This window comes from Mangrovibacterium sp., from assembly GCF_041596335.1.
Classification (GTDB): Bacteria; Bacteroidota; Bacteroidia; order Bacteroidales; family Prolixibacteraceae; genus Mangrovibacterium.
The window spans coordinates 1-18,138 of record NZ_JBFHIT010000052.1 but is presented as its reverse complement, the minus strand read 5'-3'; the positions used below and the strand labels follow the sequence as shown (position 1 = coordinate 18,138).

The window sequence follows — 18,138 nt, the reverse complement described above, 5'->3', positions numbered from 1 at the left end:
TGGAAATCCGCTTGACTTTTTATGAATAATTATAAAGGGCGTAAAACTCAATTACTTAAAAAAATGATTTTTTTTTATGCTGTGCAACTGTCTCTCAGTCAAGTAGATACGAGAGTGGTCGTCTGTAAGTGGCGAGAACAAAGGGGATTAGCCTGAATTCGAATAATAAACATTATGATTCAAATTAGTTGTTGATTTTACGTAAAGCATTATCCAGCTTGACTTGTCGGCCGTTTTTAAAGGCAATAATGCTCGCATCCGGAAATGTCTTCTTTGCTTGTTCAAAAATCGGATACAATTCATGGATGTCTGATGTATTTCCGATCGAGTAGTTATAAACACCCGAAACTTTCGTTTCTTCAACTTTTGAAAAACCGGTGAATAAGGAATTATTTACATTAAGTCGCTCCGGACTGGAAATAAGATGAACCTTGAAAATAAATGCAGAGTTGGTTTTATTTGAGTTTTTGTCCGGATTAATATAAATACTTTTCCCCAGGTCGAGCGCAGAGAAATGGACGTAACGTTTCGGGTTATTCCGCAAATCCTTCAACAGGTAATCCATACTTAAGCTAAGCTGAGTGAGATTGTGGTATAATTCCGGATCATTGACTAAAAGACCCGCTGACCCTTCTTTTGAATTAATTTTACCAATTATTTGGTTGATTCCTGTCGACGATTCGGCCAGATTCGTCATCAACATTTTCAGATCGACAGATGAAATACTGTCGGTAATATTAGCCAGATTCCCAGCTATGGAAGCGAAATCGTCCGAGCTTTCTGCAAGAGATGAACTCAACTTGTTTAGACTGCCTAGTATCCCCTCTATGTTTCCGCTTTCAGATTGAAGAAGTGAGTTTAACTCGGCCGACGCGTTTTCCAAATTAAAAATGGTTTGGTTAATATGGGCGAAACTTTCAGATAGGTTTTTTCGTGCCTCAGGATTGAAAACATAGGTAATAACCGTAATGGCTGAGTCGAGTGAAGCCAAAAGTTGTTCCGCTTTGTTTTTCAGTGGCAATACCTGCATGCTTACTTGCTCTTTCAGATCACCTTCAATACTCGACGGAATTGTATCGTATTCCTGATGAAAGCTATTTGTTGGATTAATCTCCAGTTTAATGGAACGGGTTCCCATGATGTCGCTCGAGATGATCCGCGCTTCTGATCCGATCGGGATCCTAAAATCACCTTCCAATGAGAACGCTACGACTAGTGAACCATCATTTTTATCCGAAAAGCGAATGTCTTTCACCTGGCCCACCTGATATCCGTTCAAGGTAACTGAGCTCGATTTCATTAGTCCGTCCACCCGGTCGTAAACAGCGTAATATGTGGTGTTGGTATTGAAAAAGTCTGTTCCTTTCAAGTAATTTATTCCCCATATAAAAATGGCAATACTGCAAATGACTAATAGACCGAGTTTGGTGTATTTTGAAATTTTCATCTCAATATTTTTAAGTTTATTACATTCTATTTCTATCGCGAAGATCCCATTCGAACGAGGTTTTTCGAGAAATCTGTCGTACAATATTACTAAGCATCGAAGTAGAAAACAACTACAGAACTACTTACTTGTTCTTTTGCATTTCCATAGCCTCTTTCAAGCTAATTTGCGTATCGTTCAGAAAAGCGATCACGAATGCATCTCTGAAATGCGCTTTCGCTTCCTTTTTTCGCTCTAAGATCCTCTCATAATCGGTTTCTCTGCCGTAATAATACTTATATATTCCTTTTTGTTCCTTTACGAAAACGGAATTCAACCCTTTGAAGTTAGTTGACTTCGTGTCGATTTTTTTATTGGTCACCGCTATTTGAATACAATAGTAGAGGGATTTGTTTAGTTCGTTCTTTCGTTCCTGCTTTTCAATGCCGTTTTGTGTTTCAGCCACAACTTCCGTTACTTTGATATCATTTCGGGTTTCAAAACCGGTTTTGTACGATTTAAGCGCATCACAAATTGCTTTCGCCAATTCATCTTGTCCCTTGTCTGAGTTTAAGTAATCAGCTTCGGTGGCATTGCTTAAATACCCGGCTTCTATTAATACACTTGGCATACTGGTTTGTCGCAGTACCAAAAACCCGGCCTGTTTCACCCCTCGGTCATTCCGGCCGGCCTGATTTTTGAACTTGTTCTGTACCAATGCTGCCACACTTACACTTTGATTAAAATACTCTTCCTGTACCAGGTCGAACATGATGTAGGACTCTGACAGGTTCGGGTCGAAACCTTCATACCGGGTTGAATAATCGTCTTCGATTAAAATCACTGAGTTCTCCTTTTTGGCAACTTCAAGGTTTTCTTCAGTTCTGTGCATTCCCAAGACATAAGATTCTGTTCCGCTAACTGACGGAGTAGCGCAGGAGTTGACATGCAGCGATAAAAACAAATCAGCTTTGCTATTGATCGCCTTCGCTGCCCGTTGGTAGAGAGGAATAAAAACATCGTTTTCCCGGGTGAAGACGATTTCGACATCGGGCATTTCCTGATTGATGTAATGTCCTAACTTCAACGCGAGCTTCAACACAATATCTTTTTCTTTTATTTTTCTGACAATAGCTCCGGGATCGTTACCACCGTGTCCCGGATCGATGACAACTGTGAATTTTTTGCCGGTTATAGGCTCTGCATGTAAATCAGCGGGAATTCCCCAAAGCAGGATCAATGAAAAGAAGAGTATACTCAGTGTGTTACGCATGAACAAACAAATTTTGCTTCGTTAAAAATAGAAATATTAGAATTATTTTTCTCTTGTTAACCTTATTGTCGGCTGCGAATTTATATTTTTGCACACCAATAAGCGAATGAAGACAATTTTTAAGGGCATTTTGAGACGTAAAATAATCCTATATCTACTGGTTGTAATTAGCCTCAGTGCTTATGCGCAGGAGCAACCCAAGCTGGTAATCGAACAACTTGATTTTCCAGATTCGTTAATCAGCATCGATCCCGATACGACCTTGGTTAAGGCATTGCCGGATAGCCTGTCGTTATCGACGGATACACTTTCCACCGATTCATTGAACCGAAAGACGGCACCAAAGAAACCCGTCCTGGAGGCCACTATAAATTACAATGCATCCGATTCAATCATTGTGTCGCTTGACGGACAAAAAGTGTACATGTACAAGGAGGGAGTGGTAACATATCAAAACATTGAGCTTACCGCTGACTTTATTATCCTCGATTTAAATACCAAAGAAGTTTATGCTGAAGGACTCCCGGACAGCGTTGGTGTAATGCAGGGAACTCCGGTTTTTAAAGATGGTGATGAAGAGTTTGAATGCCAGACACTTCGATATAATTTCAAATCTCAGAAGGGGATTATCGAGGATGTAAAAACGGAGCAGGGCGAAGGTTACGTTCATAGCGAACGGACTAAAAAAATGAGCAAAGACGAGTTCATTCTGAAAAATGGAAAATACACGACCTGCGATGCCGATCATCCGCATTTTTACCTGAAAATGACCAAGGCGAAAGTAATATCGAATAAAAAAATTATTACGGGACCAGCCTATATGGTTCTGGAAGATTTCCCCATTTACTTTCCGATTCTTCCTTTTGGTTTCTTTCCGAATTCATCGACTTATTCATCCGGGATTATTATTCCTTCGTATGGTGAAGAAACAACGCGAGGGTTCTTTTTGAAAGATGGTGGTTACTATTGGGCCGCGAATGAATTTTTCGATCTGACAGTAAAAGGAGATATTTATTCGAAAGGGTCGTGGGCAACGAATATCAGTAGCAATTATAAAAAACGCTATAAATTTTCGGGTAATTTCAATCTGGCGTACAATCTAAACAAATACGGCGAAGAGGATCTATCTGACTATTATGAGACAAAAGGTTTTAGTGTGAAGTGGTCTCACTCTCAGGATAGCAAGGCAAATCCGAACCAAAGTTTTTCAGCCAGCGTGAACTTATCGACAAGCAGCTACGATAAAGAGAATGCTACAGACGTGGCATCTTATTTAAGTACAACAAAGTCGTCTAGTATTTCATATTCAAAGAAGTGGGAAAACAGTCCGTTTAGTATGTCGACGAACTTTACGCACAGTCAGAATTCAAGCGATTCAACGATGTCGTTAAGTTTACCGGTAGTTACTTTCAATATGTCGAAAATTTACCCATTTAAAAATAAGGATCGGGTAGGGAAGACGAGGTTTTGGGAGAAGATAAGTGTCGGTTATACCGGGAATATGAAGAACTCAATAACTGCAGACGAAAGCGAAATTCTGAATCAGTCGCTTACGAAGGATTGGAAGAACGGGATTCAACATTCGATTCCAATTACACTGCCTAGCTTTAATTTGATGAAATACATCAATATGAGTCCTTCGTTCAGCTATAAAGAACGCTGGTATAGCAGCGAGCTGCAATCGCGCTACGTTTATAACCATGCAACACAGCAAGAGATTCTGCAAGTTGATACGCTCTATGGTTTTAAACGGAACTATGAATATTCGTATTCGCTTAGTGCCTCGACTAATATTTATGGGATGTACATCATGAAAAATCCCAATTCGCGATTGAAAGCTATTCGCCATAAAATGACACCAACCCTGAGTTTTAGCTATCGTCCGGATTTTGGTGACCCGAAATATGGTTTTTGGGACACTTATTATGACGAAAACGGAGATGTGAAGTACTACAACCGATTTCAGAACGGTGTTTACGGTTCAACGAGCAGAGGCGAAAGCGGAGCCATCAGTTTTGGACTTTCGAACAACATTGAGGCGAAAATGGCAGCGAAAAACGACACAATCAGCAAAGGCGGAGAAGGTGACGATGATAAGTTTACAAAGGTGAAGATTCTGGATAACCTGAGCTTTAGCGGATCTTATAATTTGATCGCCGACTCGTTGAACCTCAGTACTATTTCTATCCGAGGACGTACAACCGTAAAAGGAGTCAGCGTTAACTTTGGCGGTACATTAGATCCGTATCTAACCGATACCACCGGTTCTGTAAGGATTAATGATTTTGCATGGAATAATCGCACCGGTTTGGCCCGTTTGGGCCGGTTGACCTCGGCAAACATGTCGTTTGGCATGTCTTTTAAATCAAAAGATAAAAACAAAGGAAATAATTCTGGTGGTCCCGGAGGTCAGCCCGGAAGTTCGAATGAGCCCAAGCCCGAGAGTGGATTTGACGAGTTCGGAGAACCAATGATGCCAGTCGTTTCAATGGGAGGCATCCAGTATTACGATTTTAGCATTCCCTGGGAGTTTCGATTCGATTACACAATGAGTTACAGTAAATCAAATCCATACAGTGATGCGGTCATCAACCAAAGTATGAATTTTAGCGGACGCATGAGCTTAACTGATAAATGGAATATGTCGATGACGACAAACTTCGATATTGAAGCCGGAGAATTCTCATTTACAACGTTTAATGTATCCCGTGCACTCCATTGCTGGAATATGAGTTTTAACTTTGTACCATTTGGCGATCGTCGCAGTTATAGTTTTTCGCTAAATGCTTCCTCTTCGATGTTGCAGGACTTAAAAATCGACAAACGGAAAAGTTGGTACGACAATTAATCAAACATTGTTTGATGCTATTTGTCAGTCATAAACCGATGGTCGGTTCTTCATTCATCAGCCAGCCAGGGGCAACAAGCGCGACGTTTGAGAGCAAATATTTGTTAAAGCTACCAAATACATTCTGTTGGAAATAAACTAATGTTGGTTTATGATGTTATCTTTAAATAAAATATATAAGAACAGAGTGTCTTTTTTTATCTGCTTGAATTTTATTTCTTTGCAGTTTAATTATTAAAAATCAATCTAAATAATTTGATATGACGATTTCAAAAAACAAAATGGTTTCTCTGACCTACGATCTGAGAATCGGTGGTGCAGAGGGTGAATTGATTGAGCAGGCTACAGCTGAGAGACCATTGAACTTTTTATATGGAGCAGGTATGATGCTTCCTAAGTTTGAAGCTCTTCTGGAAGGTTTGGAACAAGGAAAAGCATTTGAAATTAACCTGGAAAGTGCCGACGCTTACGGAGAGGTTGACGAAAACGCTGTTGTTGATTTACCAAAGTCAATCTTTATCATGGAAGGTAAATTTGACGATGAAATGATCAAAGTTGGCAATACCGTTCCAATGATGAGTACAAATGGTCAGCGTATGAATGGCTTGGTTTTAGAAGTTACCGACGAAACAGTTAAAATGGACTTTAATCACCCGTTGGCTGGTGAAGATTTGCATTTTAAAGGAGATATTCTTGAAGTACGCGAGGCAACCGACGAAGAAATAGCAGCTACTGTTAGTGGTGGTTGTGGAAGTGGTTGCGGTTGTGGCGATGGTGAATCGAGCTGTGGCGATGGAGGTTGTGGATGTGATGACGAATCATGTTCGACTGAAAGTGCTCATGGCGGATGTGGCTGTGGTCACTAATTAACTGGAAAACGAATTTATTCTCTCATATCTTGCCACTGCAAATCAGTGGCAAGATAATAATAGCATCTAATGAATAGCTTTGGACAAATCTTTAGACTAACTTCTTTTGGCGAATCACACGGACGAGGTATTGGCGGTATAATTGATGGATGCCCTGCCGGGTTGGAAATCGACATGGATTTCATTCAGAATGAATTGAATCGTCGTAAACCTGGCCAGTCAAAAATTACCACTCAGCGGGCTGAGTCGGATCAGGTTGAATTCCTGTCGGGTATTTTTGAGGGAAAAACACAGGGGACTCCAATCGGTTTTATTGTTTGGAACAAGGATCAGCATTCAAATGATTACAACAATCTGAAAGATGTTTATCGTCCTTCACATGCCGACTATACCTATATTCAAAAATACGGAAGCCGCGATCATCGTGGTGGAGGTCGATCATCAGCACGAGAGACAATTGCTCGTGTGGTTGCCGGAGCAATTGCTAAGTTGTTACTGAAGACACAAGGAATCCAAATTGACGCATTTGTAAAACGTGTTGGCGATATTGAGCTTACCCAAAGTTACAAGGACGTTGATTTGACAAAAATTGATTCAAATATTGTCCGTTGTCCGGATGCAGGAATTGCAGATAAAATGATTGCCCGGATTGAAGAAGCCGGAAAAAACCACGATACAATAGGTGGCGTTATTCAAGGTGTTATTCAAGGTGTGCCTTCAGGCTTTGGCGAACCTGTTTTCAATAAATTGCATGCCGATTTGGGTCATGCAATGTTGGGAATTAATGCCGTTAAAGGATTTGAGTACGGTTCCGGATTTGAAGGAACCAGATTGTCGGGTTCGGATCACAACGATATTTTTGTGAAAACCGAATCAGGAATACGAACTAAAACGAATCATTCCGGAGGAGTGCAGGGAGGAATTAGCAACGGAGAAGACATCTATTTCAATGTTGCTTTTAAGCCGATTGCTACGCTGTTGAAAGAACAGCAAACGGTTGATAAAGATGAAAATGAGACGACGATCAATCCGAAGGGAAGACATGATCCATGTGTTTTGCCAAGGGCTGTTCCGATTGTGGAAGCTATGGCAGCATTGGTTATAGCTGATCATTATCTACTTAATAAAATAAATAAAATATAATGCCCCGGAAAAAAAGAGACCGCCGACTATTGGCTCCTCCTTCGATCAAAGGACTATCTGTTTACGGCCCGAAAAGCCGCTCAGCTCAGGTTGTTCTGTATTTCGAGGAGTACGAAGCCATTAAATTGTTAGATTACGAAAACATGACCCAGGAGGAAGCTGCAGTTTGTATGGAAGTTTCGCGACCAACTCTGACCAGGATCTATGAGTCGGCAAGGAACAAAGTAGCGCAATCTATGGTAGAGGGCAAAGACTTGATTATTAGAGGAGGTAACTTTCAGTTTGATGAAAACTGGTATTACTGTAATAATTGTCAGGCAAAGTTTAATCGTCTGGATGAAACAGAAAAAACGTGTCCGGTATGTAATTCACTGGAAATAATAACACTGAATGATTTTTACACTGACGAGGAGTAACGTTCGGTTTAAATTTATACACCCCCGATTGAATTCCCCAATTTGTTTGGATTGACTCCGGCAGATTAGGGAATTTTTTTTGTTGATAAGCCGATCGTCCACCGAAGGACAAATTTCCTTATTGATCCGAAAAACCTCCCTCGATAGCGGTCAGGCACTCAGACAAGTGTTTTTTCGCCTTCGCTTTTAGCAATAATCACCGCACCACAGCTATCGCTCCAAACGTTTACAGACGTACGACACATATCCAGAATCCGGTCGACTGCAAGTATTAATCCCACACCTTCGAGCGGAAGGTTTACCGCTGAGAGAATGATGGTAATCATGACTAACCCGGCCATTGGGATTCCGGCAGCTCCGATTGAGGCCAGCAAGGCAGTTACAACAACCAGCATTTGCTGTCCAAAACTTAGATCAATACCATAAACCTGAGCTATAAATAGCGCCGCGACACATTCGTATAGAGCTGTGCCGTCCATATTAATGGTCGCTCCAAGGGGGAGGGTGAAGCTTGTAATTTTATTCGAAACTCCACTTCTGTTTTCAACAGCGTCAATCGTCAGTGGGAGTGTTGCACTTGATGAAGAGGTTGAAAAGGCTGTTAAAAGCGGGGTAATCATGTTGTTCAGATGTCGGTAAGGATGAGCTTTGCCTACAACCCTTACGACTAACGGAAGGGTAATAAAGGCATGTATACTTAAAGCGATTATTACTGTTAGCATATAAATAGCCATGCTACCTGCAATTGAGGATAGTTGTTCGGCATTTCGGGCGACTTCAGTGGCTACAATGCCTAAAATACCAAGCGGCGTGAAGCGAATGATAAACATGGTCATCTTCATCATCACATCGAAAAAACTATCGAAAAAGGTCGTCAGTGTTTGTTGGTATTTGCTTTTGGCTGAATTAATAAAAAAACCAAACAGTACAGCGAAGAAGATGATGGATAAAATATCACCGTTCATCAGTGCCTCAAAAACGTTCTCCGGTATCATTCGAATAAATATTTCCGAAAGTTTACCTTCGTGAGCATCAAACGTACCAGCGTTTGAATTAAATCCCATATCAACGCCAACCCCCGGCTGAATGAGGTTGACCAACAGTAAACCCGTTAAAATGGCGAATAGCGATGTCATTAGGTAGTAAGAGAGTGTTTTAATACCCAATCTCCCCAAATTTTTCCCACTTCCCATACTGGTAACCCCACTTACGATTGAACTGAAAATTAGGGGAATAATGATCATTTTTAAGAGCCGAAGGAAAATATCGCCCATCCAGCTAATGTAGCTTACCTGATTGCCAAAGAAATAACCGACAGCGACTGCCAGAACGAGGGCAATCAAGATTTGCCAGTGAAGTTTCATTTTCAACAGAGACATAGAGGTGTTTTGTTTATTTATATGCCGAGTTATTACCAGGTCGTTTTAATGGTTACTCTTGCCGAATTCTGGTTAAAAAGCGAAACAATTTTATCTTAAAGTACCAAATAAAGCGCCTAATTGTCACAAATCTAGCGATAAAAATCATTTATTGCCATGAATGTGGATAAAAGTAGTAGAACGGGAAATGAACATGAAGTATTTCGGTCATCCATAAAATTCGGCCTGGTTCGGAAAATACTCGATAGGTCGTTTACCAAGGTTCAGAAGATGGAGCCGACATAAATCTTACATGAATTTGATTGCATGATTCGAATTAAGAATTTTATCTTTAACAGATATTTTATTCGTTTTGGTTTACCGAAACAGGAATCGTTTTCTTAATCGCAATTAATTAGAATTTATGTCATTTAAAAAAGGACAATACGGATATGACTTGGAAAGCCTTCAGAAAAAACAAACGGCCATAGAGTTGGTCGGAGGCGAGTCGCGTGTTTTAGTAGCTCCGGAATTACAGGGTCGGGTAATGACCAGTACAACCTCAGGCAAGGAGGGTTATTCTTTCGGTTGGGTAAATCACGAGCTGATCGCTTCAGACGAACGTTCGGAGCAGTTCAATGCTTTTGGTGGAGAAGAACGTTTCTGGTTTGGTCCGGAAGGAGGGCAGTTTTCTTTCTATTTTGAAAAAGGAAAACCCATGACGATTGAAAACTGGAAAGTTCCGCAGGCGATTGATACCATGAGTTGGGATGTTCAGGAAGTAATGCCGGAGATGGCAACTTTCTACCGGCAATTTAGCTTGAAAAACTATTCCGGAACCAAATTCGATATTGCGGTCACTCGTCGTGTTGGGATTATTTTACCTGATGAAATTGCCTACGTACTGAATTATCAACCTGCAACATCGATAAAAGTTGTCGCTTACGAATCGTTGAATCAGGTGCAGAATGCCGGAGATATTCCATGGACCAAAGCAGGTGGTCTCCCGTCGATTTGGATGCTGTCGATGTATAATCCGTCACCTGATGTCGTAATCATTGTACCGTACGAGCCGGCTGCAGATGGAGCGGTGGTTAAATCAGATTATTTTGGAGCTATTCCGGAAGATCGGATTCGAATTTGCGAAAATTGTGTTTTACTGCGAGCAGATGGGCAATTCCGAAGTAAAATTGGGATTTCGCCAGCACGGGCCAAGCGCTTTATAGGAAGCTACGATTATACGAATCAGCGGTTGACAATTTTGGAAACGACTATAAATCCACAGGCTCGTGACTATGTCAATTCGTCGTGGGAAGAAACCCAGGCAGAACCTTTCAGTGGCGATTTAATAAATGCCTACAATGATGGACCATTGGACAATGGATCGCAACTTGGGCCATTCTACGAATTGGAATCTTCTTCGGAGGCACTTTTTTTAAAGCCGGGAGAAAGCCATGTGCATATTCAGCGAACGTATCATTTCGAAGGAATTGAATCGGATTTAAATGCCTTGGCAGAGTCGGTTCTAGGCGTATCCCTTCAGGCTTTACGCGACTTTTTGTAGTCGAACGTTCAATGCAGAAAAATTAAAACTAAATCGACCGCGATACCCAAAGAACGGGTTACCCAGCCGAGTAAATTTACCCGTTTGGTTTAAGAAACATTTGTATTGCTCAATAGGTTTTTGTCAACGACAATATAAACTGAATTGTCGAAGCTCCTCCCCACATAGCTAGTTCGGTGCAACCGGACTAGCTATGTCGATTGTGTGTGTTACCTTCCTGCAATAATCCTGATTTGCGCCTTCGACCAGTGAATAATTTCAGGTATGCCTGTATTGGATACCTGCAACTCATTTTTAACTTGTTTGATTCGTATTATGCTGCTTGTTAGGGGATCAAACATTTACGATTGACGACTATTCCGTATGGAATAATTCCAGAGCTAATGCAATATAATATCCGGCTATGGAGTGGTAAACGTTAAAAACTTTAATGTAGATGCTTCGGATGGTTTCCTGTTTTATTTTTAGCTGATCGATATTAACCTTAATTTGAAAGGGCATCAATCGTGTATTTGGGAGCGATTCATAGGCACTGGTTCCTAGTTGTTTGTCGCGAAAATCATAAACTCGTCCATTTATCAACCTGTATCCGCCTTGCTAGTAAGCACGAAAAGGGAGCCAAATCATGAATTATATCAGTATAAATTGATATTTCTGTCCCTAAAGCCTGTTTTTTGTAGTAACGTATTGAAAATAATTTTTTAAATTGTGTAACTGTTGTTTGGAAATAACAATAAAGTGAAGTTGCATCTCTTTCGATTAACTGAAAGGCAAGTGAGGAGGTCGAAATATCGTTCCAAAACAGTCGGTTTAATTTATAGTAAATATGTTATTTAGTTGAATTGTTAACTCCGAAATAAGCTGACGAATGACACACCCCCTCTTGTTCTTTCTGCTTTTTGCGTTCGCTTTTTGCCCGGTTCATGGGCATATGAAGACTCCCTCAGTACTTTACGATACAATTACAATTGGCTGCGAACCCGATTATCCGCCCTACTGTATTTTAAATTCACGTGGGGAACCAGATGGTTTCGCCGTCGATTTGTTTCTTCGCTCGGCTGAGCATGTCGGTCTTAACGTGAAAGTTGAGATCGGTCCGTGGACTTCAATTCGGCAACGATTGTCCGATGGAAAGATTGACGCATTGCCAATTGTAGCTGATACTCGTGAACGAAAAGGACTTTATGACTTTACGGTCCCGTATTTGTCTCTTCAAGGAAGTGTATTTACAAAGACTGACAGGCATAAAATTAGCCAGCTTTCCGATTTGCAGAATCTGAAAATCTATGTGATGAAAGGCGACAATGCGGAAGAGTATGTTCGCAGAAACAAGCTGTCTAGATATATTGTTGCAACAACCACATTTGATGAGGCATTTCGGCATCTAATAAACGATGAGGCCGACGTTGTGATTACTCAACGAATTGTCGGCATGGAAATAATAAAACGTTTGAATCTGAGAAACGTAAGCCCGAATGATTGCTATTTGCCTGATTTTAGCACCGATTTTTGCTTTGCTGTAAAAAAAGGAGATGACGAACTACTTGCGCTCTTAAATGAAGGCCTTTCGATCGTCATGGCTAATGGGGAATATACTGAAATCCATAAAAAATGGTTTGGTCCTCTGATTGAAGAAAAGCTTTCATTGGCACAGATTCTTAAGTTCGTTCTGATTATTCTGATCCCGATTGTCGTTCTTTTCTCATTCATTGGACTTGTTCTTCTCCGGAAACAAGTCAAAAAGAGAACAAGACATCTAAATGAAGAAATTCAATTGCACGAACGCACACTTCGTGAATTAAGTGAGCAGACTCTTTTGTTGAAAAAAAGTGAGTCTCAGATTCGATTGCTTCTCAATTCAACTGCCGAAGGTATTTTCGGAATTGATTTAGAGGGAAATTGTACCATGATCAATCGGGCTGCACTTAATGTTTTAAGATATCCGGACGAAGATCGCTTGATTGGCAAAAACATGCATGAGTTGATTCATCACAGTCGATCTGATGGTTCACATCGTCCGAAATGGGAGTGTGGTATGTCGTTGTCATTCCGGTCAGGACAAACAACTCATGAAGCCAATGACGTATTTTGGAGATCGGATGGCACCAGCTTCGACGTAGAGTACTTTTCTTATCCAATTCGGGAGGACGAGATTTTGAAAGGTGCAGTTGTTAGCTTTAGGGACGTCAGTAAACGAAAAAAGCAAGAAAGGAAATTAATGGAGAGTGAGGCAAAGTTTCGCGCAATATTCAACAGTCATACTGCGGCAAAAGTGATGATTGATCCGGAAAGTTTGGTGATCGTTGAAGCGAATTCTACAGCTGCTAATCTCTTCAAAATGCATTTCGATAAGACTCTTAGAGTGAGATTGTATGATTTACTGCCCATGCCGACAACTGAAATAGATGCAAAAATCAAAGAGTTATTGGCCCGAAACAATCTGAATTTCGAATTAACATTGAAGAAACGAGATGGTAGTTTTCTGGATTTGGAAAGCTATAATCATGTAATTTCTATCGCGAATAAAAACTATATCCTTTCAGTTGTTTTAGATGTCACCGGAAAACGAATAATAGAGCGGCAACTGAGATTGTTAAATCGGGCAGTCGAGCATAATCCAGTAATGATGATGATTACAGACCGGGAGGGCAAAATTGAATACGTCAATCCATCATTCAGCAAAATTACCGGTTACTCGAACGATGATATTGTTGGTAAAACACCACAGATTCTAAAATCCGGATTTCAAAGTCATAGTTTCTATAAAAATCTCTGGACTACAATTTTATCCGGTCAGGAATGGACTGCTGAGATGCGAAATAAGAAGAAGGACGGTTCATATTACTGGGAGAATTGTATCATTTCGCCTATTTATAATAACAAATTCGAGATCACACATTTTGTTGCCGTGAAGGAAGATATTACTCAAAAGAAAGATCTGATTCGCGATTTGGTGGTCGCTAAGGAAAAAGCAGAAGAAAGTGATCGGCTAAAAACAGCGTTCCTGGCAAACATGAGTCACGAAATCCGTACCCCTATGAACAGCATCTTGGGCTTTCTCGAACTTCTGCAGGAACCCGACTTCAAAAAGGACATTCATGCCGATTTTCTTTCAGTTGTGCAGCAGAGCAGCGACCGATTGCTGAACACCATTAATGATATAATTGAAACATCAGAGCTTGAGGCCAGGCAGGTTAAGGTTGTTCTTCAGGATATCGTTTTGAATGACCTGATGAGTTATCTGGAGAAAATATTTTTACCTGACGCAGAAAAGAAAAAAATTGCATTCCGGGTAGTTAACCGATTCCTGGCTGATTTTATATTTAGGTCGGACAAAGAGAGATTGGAGTCTATCCTGATCAATTTACTGAAAAATGCATTTAAGTTTACAAAGAGTGGCTATGTCGAAATCGGCTGGTATGGAGAGCATGGTAGGATTGTTTGCTATATAAGAGATACCGGTCTTGGAATTCATAAAGATAAACTTGATGTTATTTTTGATCGATTCACTCAGGCAGAAGTAAATGAGACCAGATCGTATGAAGGGGCCGGGCTTGGGCTATCTATCGCAAAACTGAATGCAGAACTACTAAATGGATCGGTTTGGGCTGAATCTGAACCAGGAAAAGGGAGTACCTTCTATTTGCAGATCCCCATTGTGACTGATCGGAGCAGTGTTATGGCACTTTGAGTTCGGAGATGTAGAGTTTACAAGAATAAATAAAATATCAGCCGGGGCAGCGGGGGCTTACACCAGCAAATGTCAGTTCTGGTGTTTTGGGATTCGAAATCTAAAATTAAGACTAATACTAGATACGATACAGCACAATGAAAATGGAATGAGAAAAGGAAGTTCAAAATACGATGGCAAATAGTCAATAAATTAGCTTGGGTCGTTTCTGCAAAAAACCGGGAAAGCTTCTTTTTTCATCGAAATACGCCCCGCTATCGGAAGAGCACTGGACTTGGCGGCAAACACAACGGCTACTTGAACTCCTTGCTATTTGGGGGGCATAAAGCCGTCATTGCCGATGTTCTAACTCGTGGCGAATTGCTGTCGTAAACTGGTAGATGAAATGCTGTACATTGCGATCGAGCAAGCGATAGCCAAACGATGATAACTCGTAAATGACCGGGTAATATTTCAATAGAATGCAGTTAAGCGTATACTTGAGTTGCATTATTTCGCTGGCGTGTTCTGCAGAAGTGATTTGTTTCCCAACCAATGCATCAAGAACCTGTAGCTCAATCTCTTTTCGGTATTCAGGATAGCACTGGTCTTTTTCGATTATCGATTCCATTAAACTGTATGCCTGGTCTGCCATTAACTCAATGAAAGCTACAAGTTGCTCTGTTTCTTGTATTTGATATGTTTTAAGCAGCGCAGCTCGATATTCGTCCGTGAAATCACGTTTGAAATGATTTCGAAAGATATCAATCCGTTCAAATTCTTCGAATAATTCGCGCATTGCTCTTTGCGTATTTAAATCCATAATTGAAGTTTTAATTTATAACATTCAGAGCGGATAAAAAGATTAATGCAGCATATTTAAAAACAGTATTTTTTTTGAAAAAAGTGAATGGGAGCAGCTGTTTTAGGTTGTTTGTTCGTTCTTTGAGTTATAAAATGCCTTTTGATTATTTGTTGAAAAAATGGAGAATTCGCTCCGGTTTTTCACGATTTTGAATTACTTTTTTAAGAATATATCGAATTGATAATCAAGTTCTTGTTCGGGAGTGGGATATTTTTGGTTGAATTAGTCTAGTAAATTATTTCCTTCATAAAATACCAGCACATCATTCCCGAGACAATCAGCTTTACGATCGTTCCGGCCAAAAAGCCTAAAAGCGAACCAATTCCAGATCGAAGAGCCTGAGGCGAACGTTTCCCTGCGATCAATTCTCCGGCAACAGCACCGAGAAACGGGCCAATCAGGATTCCCAGGGGGCCTAAAAAAATCAGGCCAATCAGTAATCCAATGAGGCTGCCCCATACGCCAAACTTGCTTCCCCCAAATTGTTTAGTTCCCCAAACCGGAATAACTTGGTCGAGGAGGAATACGGCTATGGCGATAGTGCCCCAAAGGATTAAAAAAGAGGTATTAAACTGATAGTTTGCGGTGAAGTGTAACAAAAGTAATCCGAGAAAGCTTATTGGTGGACCCGGCAAAACAGGTAGCACCGCACCTGCAATTCCTATAATCATCAAAATTGCTCCGAGGATAATCATCACATAATCCATCAGTCTAAAATTTTTCGGTTGAAAGTTGCAAACAGGCCAATCAGAATTATACTTAGCGCAGCGGTGAGGTAACTCAGATGCAATTGTTCTTTTCGTTCAAGGAGGAAGAAGGAGAATTCTGATATTTCAATGTAATACTCAATACTTAGCAAAACCAAGAGGTTGTTTATTGCATGGCCAAGTATGCAAGCCCAAATGTTCCGGGTGATAATCATGATCCACCCTAGCAAACAGCCTAAAATGAATGTAGCCGGAAACTGCCAAGGATTCAGATGGAATAGTCCGAACAATAAGCCCGAGAAAAATATAGCAACTATGTTGGAATAGTTTCGCATTAGTCCGTGCATGATAATACCTCGAAAGATTAGCTCTTCGATGATCGGTGCAACGACGACGACTTTCAAAAAAGCCCCCCATAGCCCAAAATCATTATCGAATATTTTATCGAACAGCTCCCAGAACCAAGGCGGTGCAGGCAATAGTTTGTCGACCCAACGGTTCACATCTTCAAGAAAAATATGAGCACTCATCAAGAACAAAATGATTGGAGCAAACACTAAAGGGTTAAACCATTTCATGGGAAAGAGTTTATTGAGCGATGTTCCTGCTTTGCGATACCCAAAATAGAGTATAAAGCTAATCGACCCCACGCTGAGAATAATCTTCTTTAGCGGGTTGTATAAAAACTCGGTTCCATGGTAATAATCCCAGATTGCCAGAGGAAAGTCTACAATCGTCTGAATAAATAAGTATAAAACAACCAGATGGGCTGCACCTAAAAAAGTGGGATAAAAGCGCTTTTGCTCGTTATTCATAGTTGCAATTTACATGACCGAAGATAGTCTGTTTTTGACAAAAAATAAAAAAGGAGACAAATGAATTTCGCCTCCTTTGGTATTAACAACAATAATTTGTTACAAATCTTTTTTTGCCAGATAGAAATCCATCATCTCATAATTGGATTTTTCACGGTCCTCCATTTCAGCCACAGTTTTTGGTGGCGGAACAATGACCTTTTCACCCGGCACCCAGTTTAACGGAAGGGCTACTCCATGTTTGTCAGAGGTTTGTAATGCTTTAAGCGTACGCACTATTTCATCCATGTTACGGCCTACATTCAGCGGGTAGTACATAATCAGGCGAACTTTTCCGGTTGGATCAATTATGAAAACTGCCCGGACGGCTGCCGTTTGACTTTCGTTCGGTTGAAGCATCCCATAAAGTTTCGATACCCCCATATCGATGTCAGCGACGATCGGAAAGTTGAATAGTACTCCCGAATTCTTTTTGACATTGTTTACCCAAGCGATATGCGAATGAATGCTGTCGATACTCAAGCCAATTAGTTTTGTGTTCAGAGCTTTAAATTCATCACTTCTGATTGCGAATCCGCTCATTTCAGTAGTACATACAGGAGTAAAGTCAGCGGGGTGCGAAAATAGAATGACCCAACTGCCTTTATTATATTCCGAAAATTTTAACGGACCATAGGTGGTGGTAGCTTCAAAATCGGGAGCCATATCACCAATACGCGGCATTTGATTGATTTGTTCTTCCATAGCAATTAAAAATTAGTTTATTTATCGAATTTGTCGTTTCGTCTTTTTCAAATAACTATTTAGCTTTTAAAATGTTCACGTACAATATACGAAAATCATATCTAACTTATGTTCTTTATGCTTTGTCCATTTACTGAAAATATACGATGGTTTTAGGTTGTAATTGCTCTGATCGGAAAAACTTTTTGATTTTTAAACAATTACTTGTTGAAAAAAGTAGAAAAAACTTTGCTTACGATTTGATTATTTAAAGAAAATACGCTTATTTTGCGAACTGTTTGAAAAACGTGTGATTCTGTAAAAAATAAAGACAATGTCAAGAATTTGTCAAATAACCGGTAAAAAAGCGATGGTGGGAAATAATGTTTCTCACTCGAAAAGAAGAACCAAACGTCGGTTCAGTCCGAACTTGTTCAATAAAAAATTCTATCTTCCAGAAG

General features: G+C 40.3%; 15 protein-coding genes. 7 read left to right on the top strand and 8 right to left on the bottom strand.

Annotated features, from left to right (window positions below; all coding sequences use genetic code 11):
- Window positions 1-184: 184 nt before the first annotated feature.
- Together ABZD21_RS15635 and ABZD21_RS15630 are read right to left on the bottom strand one after the other, a co-directional pair.
- On the bottom strand, window positions 185-1,447 hold the full coding sequence (locus tag ABZD21_RS15635; protein WP_372776017.1) for an MlaD family protein: 1,263 nt from the start codon (window positions 1,445-1,447) through the stop codon (window positions 185-187).
- 124 nt (window positions 1,448-1,571) lie between these two features.
- Window positions 1,572-2,699 carry an N-acetylmuramoyl-L-alanine amidase gene (locus ABZD21_RS15630; protein WP_372776016.1) on the bottom strand — a complete coding sequence of 376 codons (1,128 nt, stop codon included), beginning with the start codon at window positions 2,697-2,699 and terminating at the stop codon, window positions 1,572-1,574.
- Between the two features lie 106 nt (window positions 2,700-2,805).
- Between ABZD21_RS15630 and ABZD21_RS15625 the strand changes: the two genes are divergently transcribed.
- The 4 genes from ABZD21_RS15625 (at window position 2,806) to ABZD21_RS15610 (ending at window position 7,975) form a co-directional block, all read left to right on the top strand.
- Entirely contained in the window at window positions 2,806-5,547 is a 2,742-nt protein-coding gene (locus tag ABZD21_RS15625; RefSeq protein ID WP_372776015.1) for a putative LPS assembly protein LptD, read from the top strand.
- 260 nt (window positions 5,548-5,807) lie between these two features.
- On the top strand, window positions 5,808-6,413 hold the full coding sequence (locus ABZD21_RS15620; protein ID WP_372776014.1) for a peptidylprolyl isomerase: 606 nt from the start codon (window positions 5,808-5,810) through the stop codon (window positions 6,411-6,413).
- Between the two features lie 72 nt (window positions 6,414-6,485).
- Complete coding sequence (gene aroC / locus ABZD21_RS15615; protein WP_372776013.1) at window positions 6,486-7,559, top strand: chorismate synthase; 1,074 nt, start codon at window positions 6,486-6,488, stop codon at window positions 7,557-7,559.
- Entirely contained in the window at window positions 7,559-7,975 is a 417-nt protein-coding gene (locus tag ABZD21_RS15610; RefSeq protein ID WP_372776012.1) for a DUF134 domain-containing protein, read from the top strand. The genes aroC and ABZD21_RS15610 overlap by 1 nt, the downstream gene beginning before the upstream one ends.
- Window positions 7,976-8,133: 158 nt before the next feature.
- Here ABZD21_RS15610 and ABZD21_RS15605 read toward each other — a convergent pair whose 3' ends face one another.
- Window positions 8,134-9,354 (bottom strand): dicarboxylate/amino acid:cation symporter, encoded by a 1,221-nt coding sequence (locus tag ABZD21_RS15605; RefSeq protein WP_372776011.1) that lies wholly within the window; start codon window positions 9,352-9,354, stop codon window positions 8,134-8,136.
- Between the two features lie 403 nt (window positions 9,355-9,757).
- On the opposite strand from ABZD21_RS15605, the gene ABZD21_RS15600 reads away from it, so the two are divergent.
- Window positions 9,758-10,897: a DUF6786 family protein gene (locus tag ABZD21_RS15600; RefSeq protein WP_372776010.1), complete on the top strand. Its 1,140-nt coding sequence runs from the start codon at window positions 9,758-9,760 to the stop codon at window positions 10,895-10,897.
- Window positions 10,898-11,251: 354 nt separating this feature from the next.
- On the opposite strand, the gene ABZD21_RS15595 is transcribed toward ABZD21_RS15600, so the two are convergent.
- Window positions 11,252-11,398, bottom strand: a complete 147-nt coding sequence (locus tag ABZD21_RS15595; RefSeq protein WP_372776009.1) for a hypothetical protein — start codon at window positions 11,396-11,398, stop codon at window positions 11,252-11,254.
- Window positions 11,399-11,765: 367 nt separating this feature from the next.
- On the opposite strand from ABZD21_RS15595, the gene ABZD21_RS15590 reads away from it, so the two are divergent.
- On the top strand, window positions 11,766-14,588 hold the full coding sequence (locus tag ABZD21_RS15590; RefSeq protein ID WP_372776008.1) for a PAS domain S-box protein: 2,823 nt from the start codon (window positions 11,766-11,768) through the stop codon (window positions 14,586-14,588).
- Window positions 14,589-14,919: 331 nt separating this feature from the next.
- Here ABZD21_RS15590 and ABZD21_RS15585 read toward each other — a convergent pair whose 3' ends face one another.
- The 4 genes from ABZD21_RS15585 to ABZD21_RS15570 form a co-directional block, all read right to left on the bottom strand.
- Window positions 14,920-15,390 (bottom strand): hypothetical protein, encoded by a 471-nt coding sequence (locus tag ABZD21_RS15585; RefSeq protein WP_372776007.1) that lies wholly within the window; start codon window positions 15,388-15,390, stop codon window positions 14,920-14,922.
- A 269-nt stretch (window positions 15,391-15,659) separates the two neighbouring features.
- The gene (locus tag ABZD21_RS15580; RefSeq protein WP_372776006.1) at window positions 15,660-16,139 is read right to left on the bottom strand and encodes a DUF456 domain-containing protein; all 480 of its coding nucleotides are present in this window, start codon (window positions 16,137-16,139) and stop codon (window positions 15,660-15,662) included.
- Window positions 16,139-16,954, bottom strand: a complete 816-nt coding sequence (locus ABZD21_RS15575; protein ID WP_372776005.1) for a lysostaphin resistance A-like protein — start codon at window positions 16,952-16,954, stop codon at window positions 16,139-16,141. Before ABZD21_RS15575 ends, ABZD21_RS15580 begins: the two co-directional genes overlap by 1 nt.
- Before the next feature lie 99 nt (window positions 16,955-17,053).
- Window positions 17,054-17,698, bottom strand: a complete 645-nt coding sequence (locus ABZD21_RS15570) for a peroxiredoxin (protein ID WP_372776004.1) — start codon at window positions 17,696-17,698, stop codon at window positions 17,054-17,056.
- A gap of 313 nt (window positions 17,699-18,011) precedes the next feature.
- Between ABZD21_RS15570 and rpmB the strand changes: the two genes are divergently transcribed.
- A partial coding sequence (rpmB, locus tag ABZD21_RS15565; protein ID WP_372776034.1) for a 50S ribosomal protein L28 occupies window positions 18,012-18,138 on the top strand: 127 nt, incomplete at its 3' end.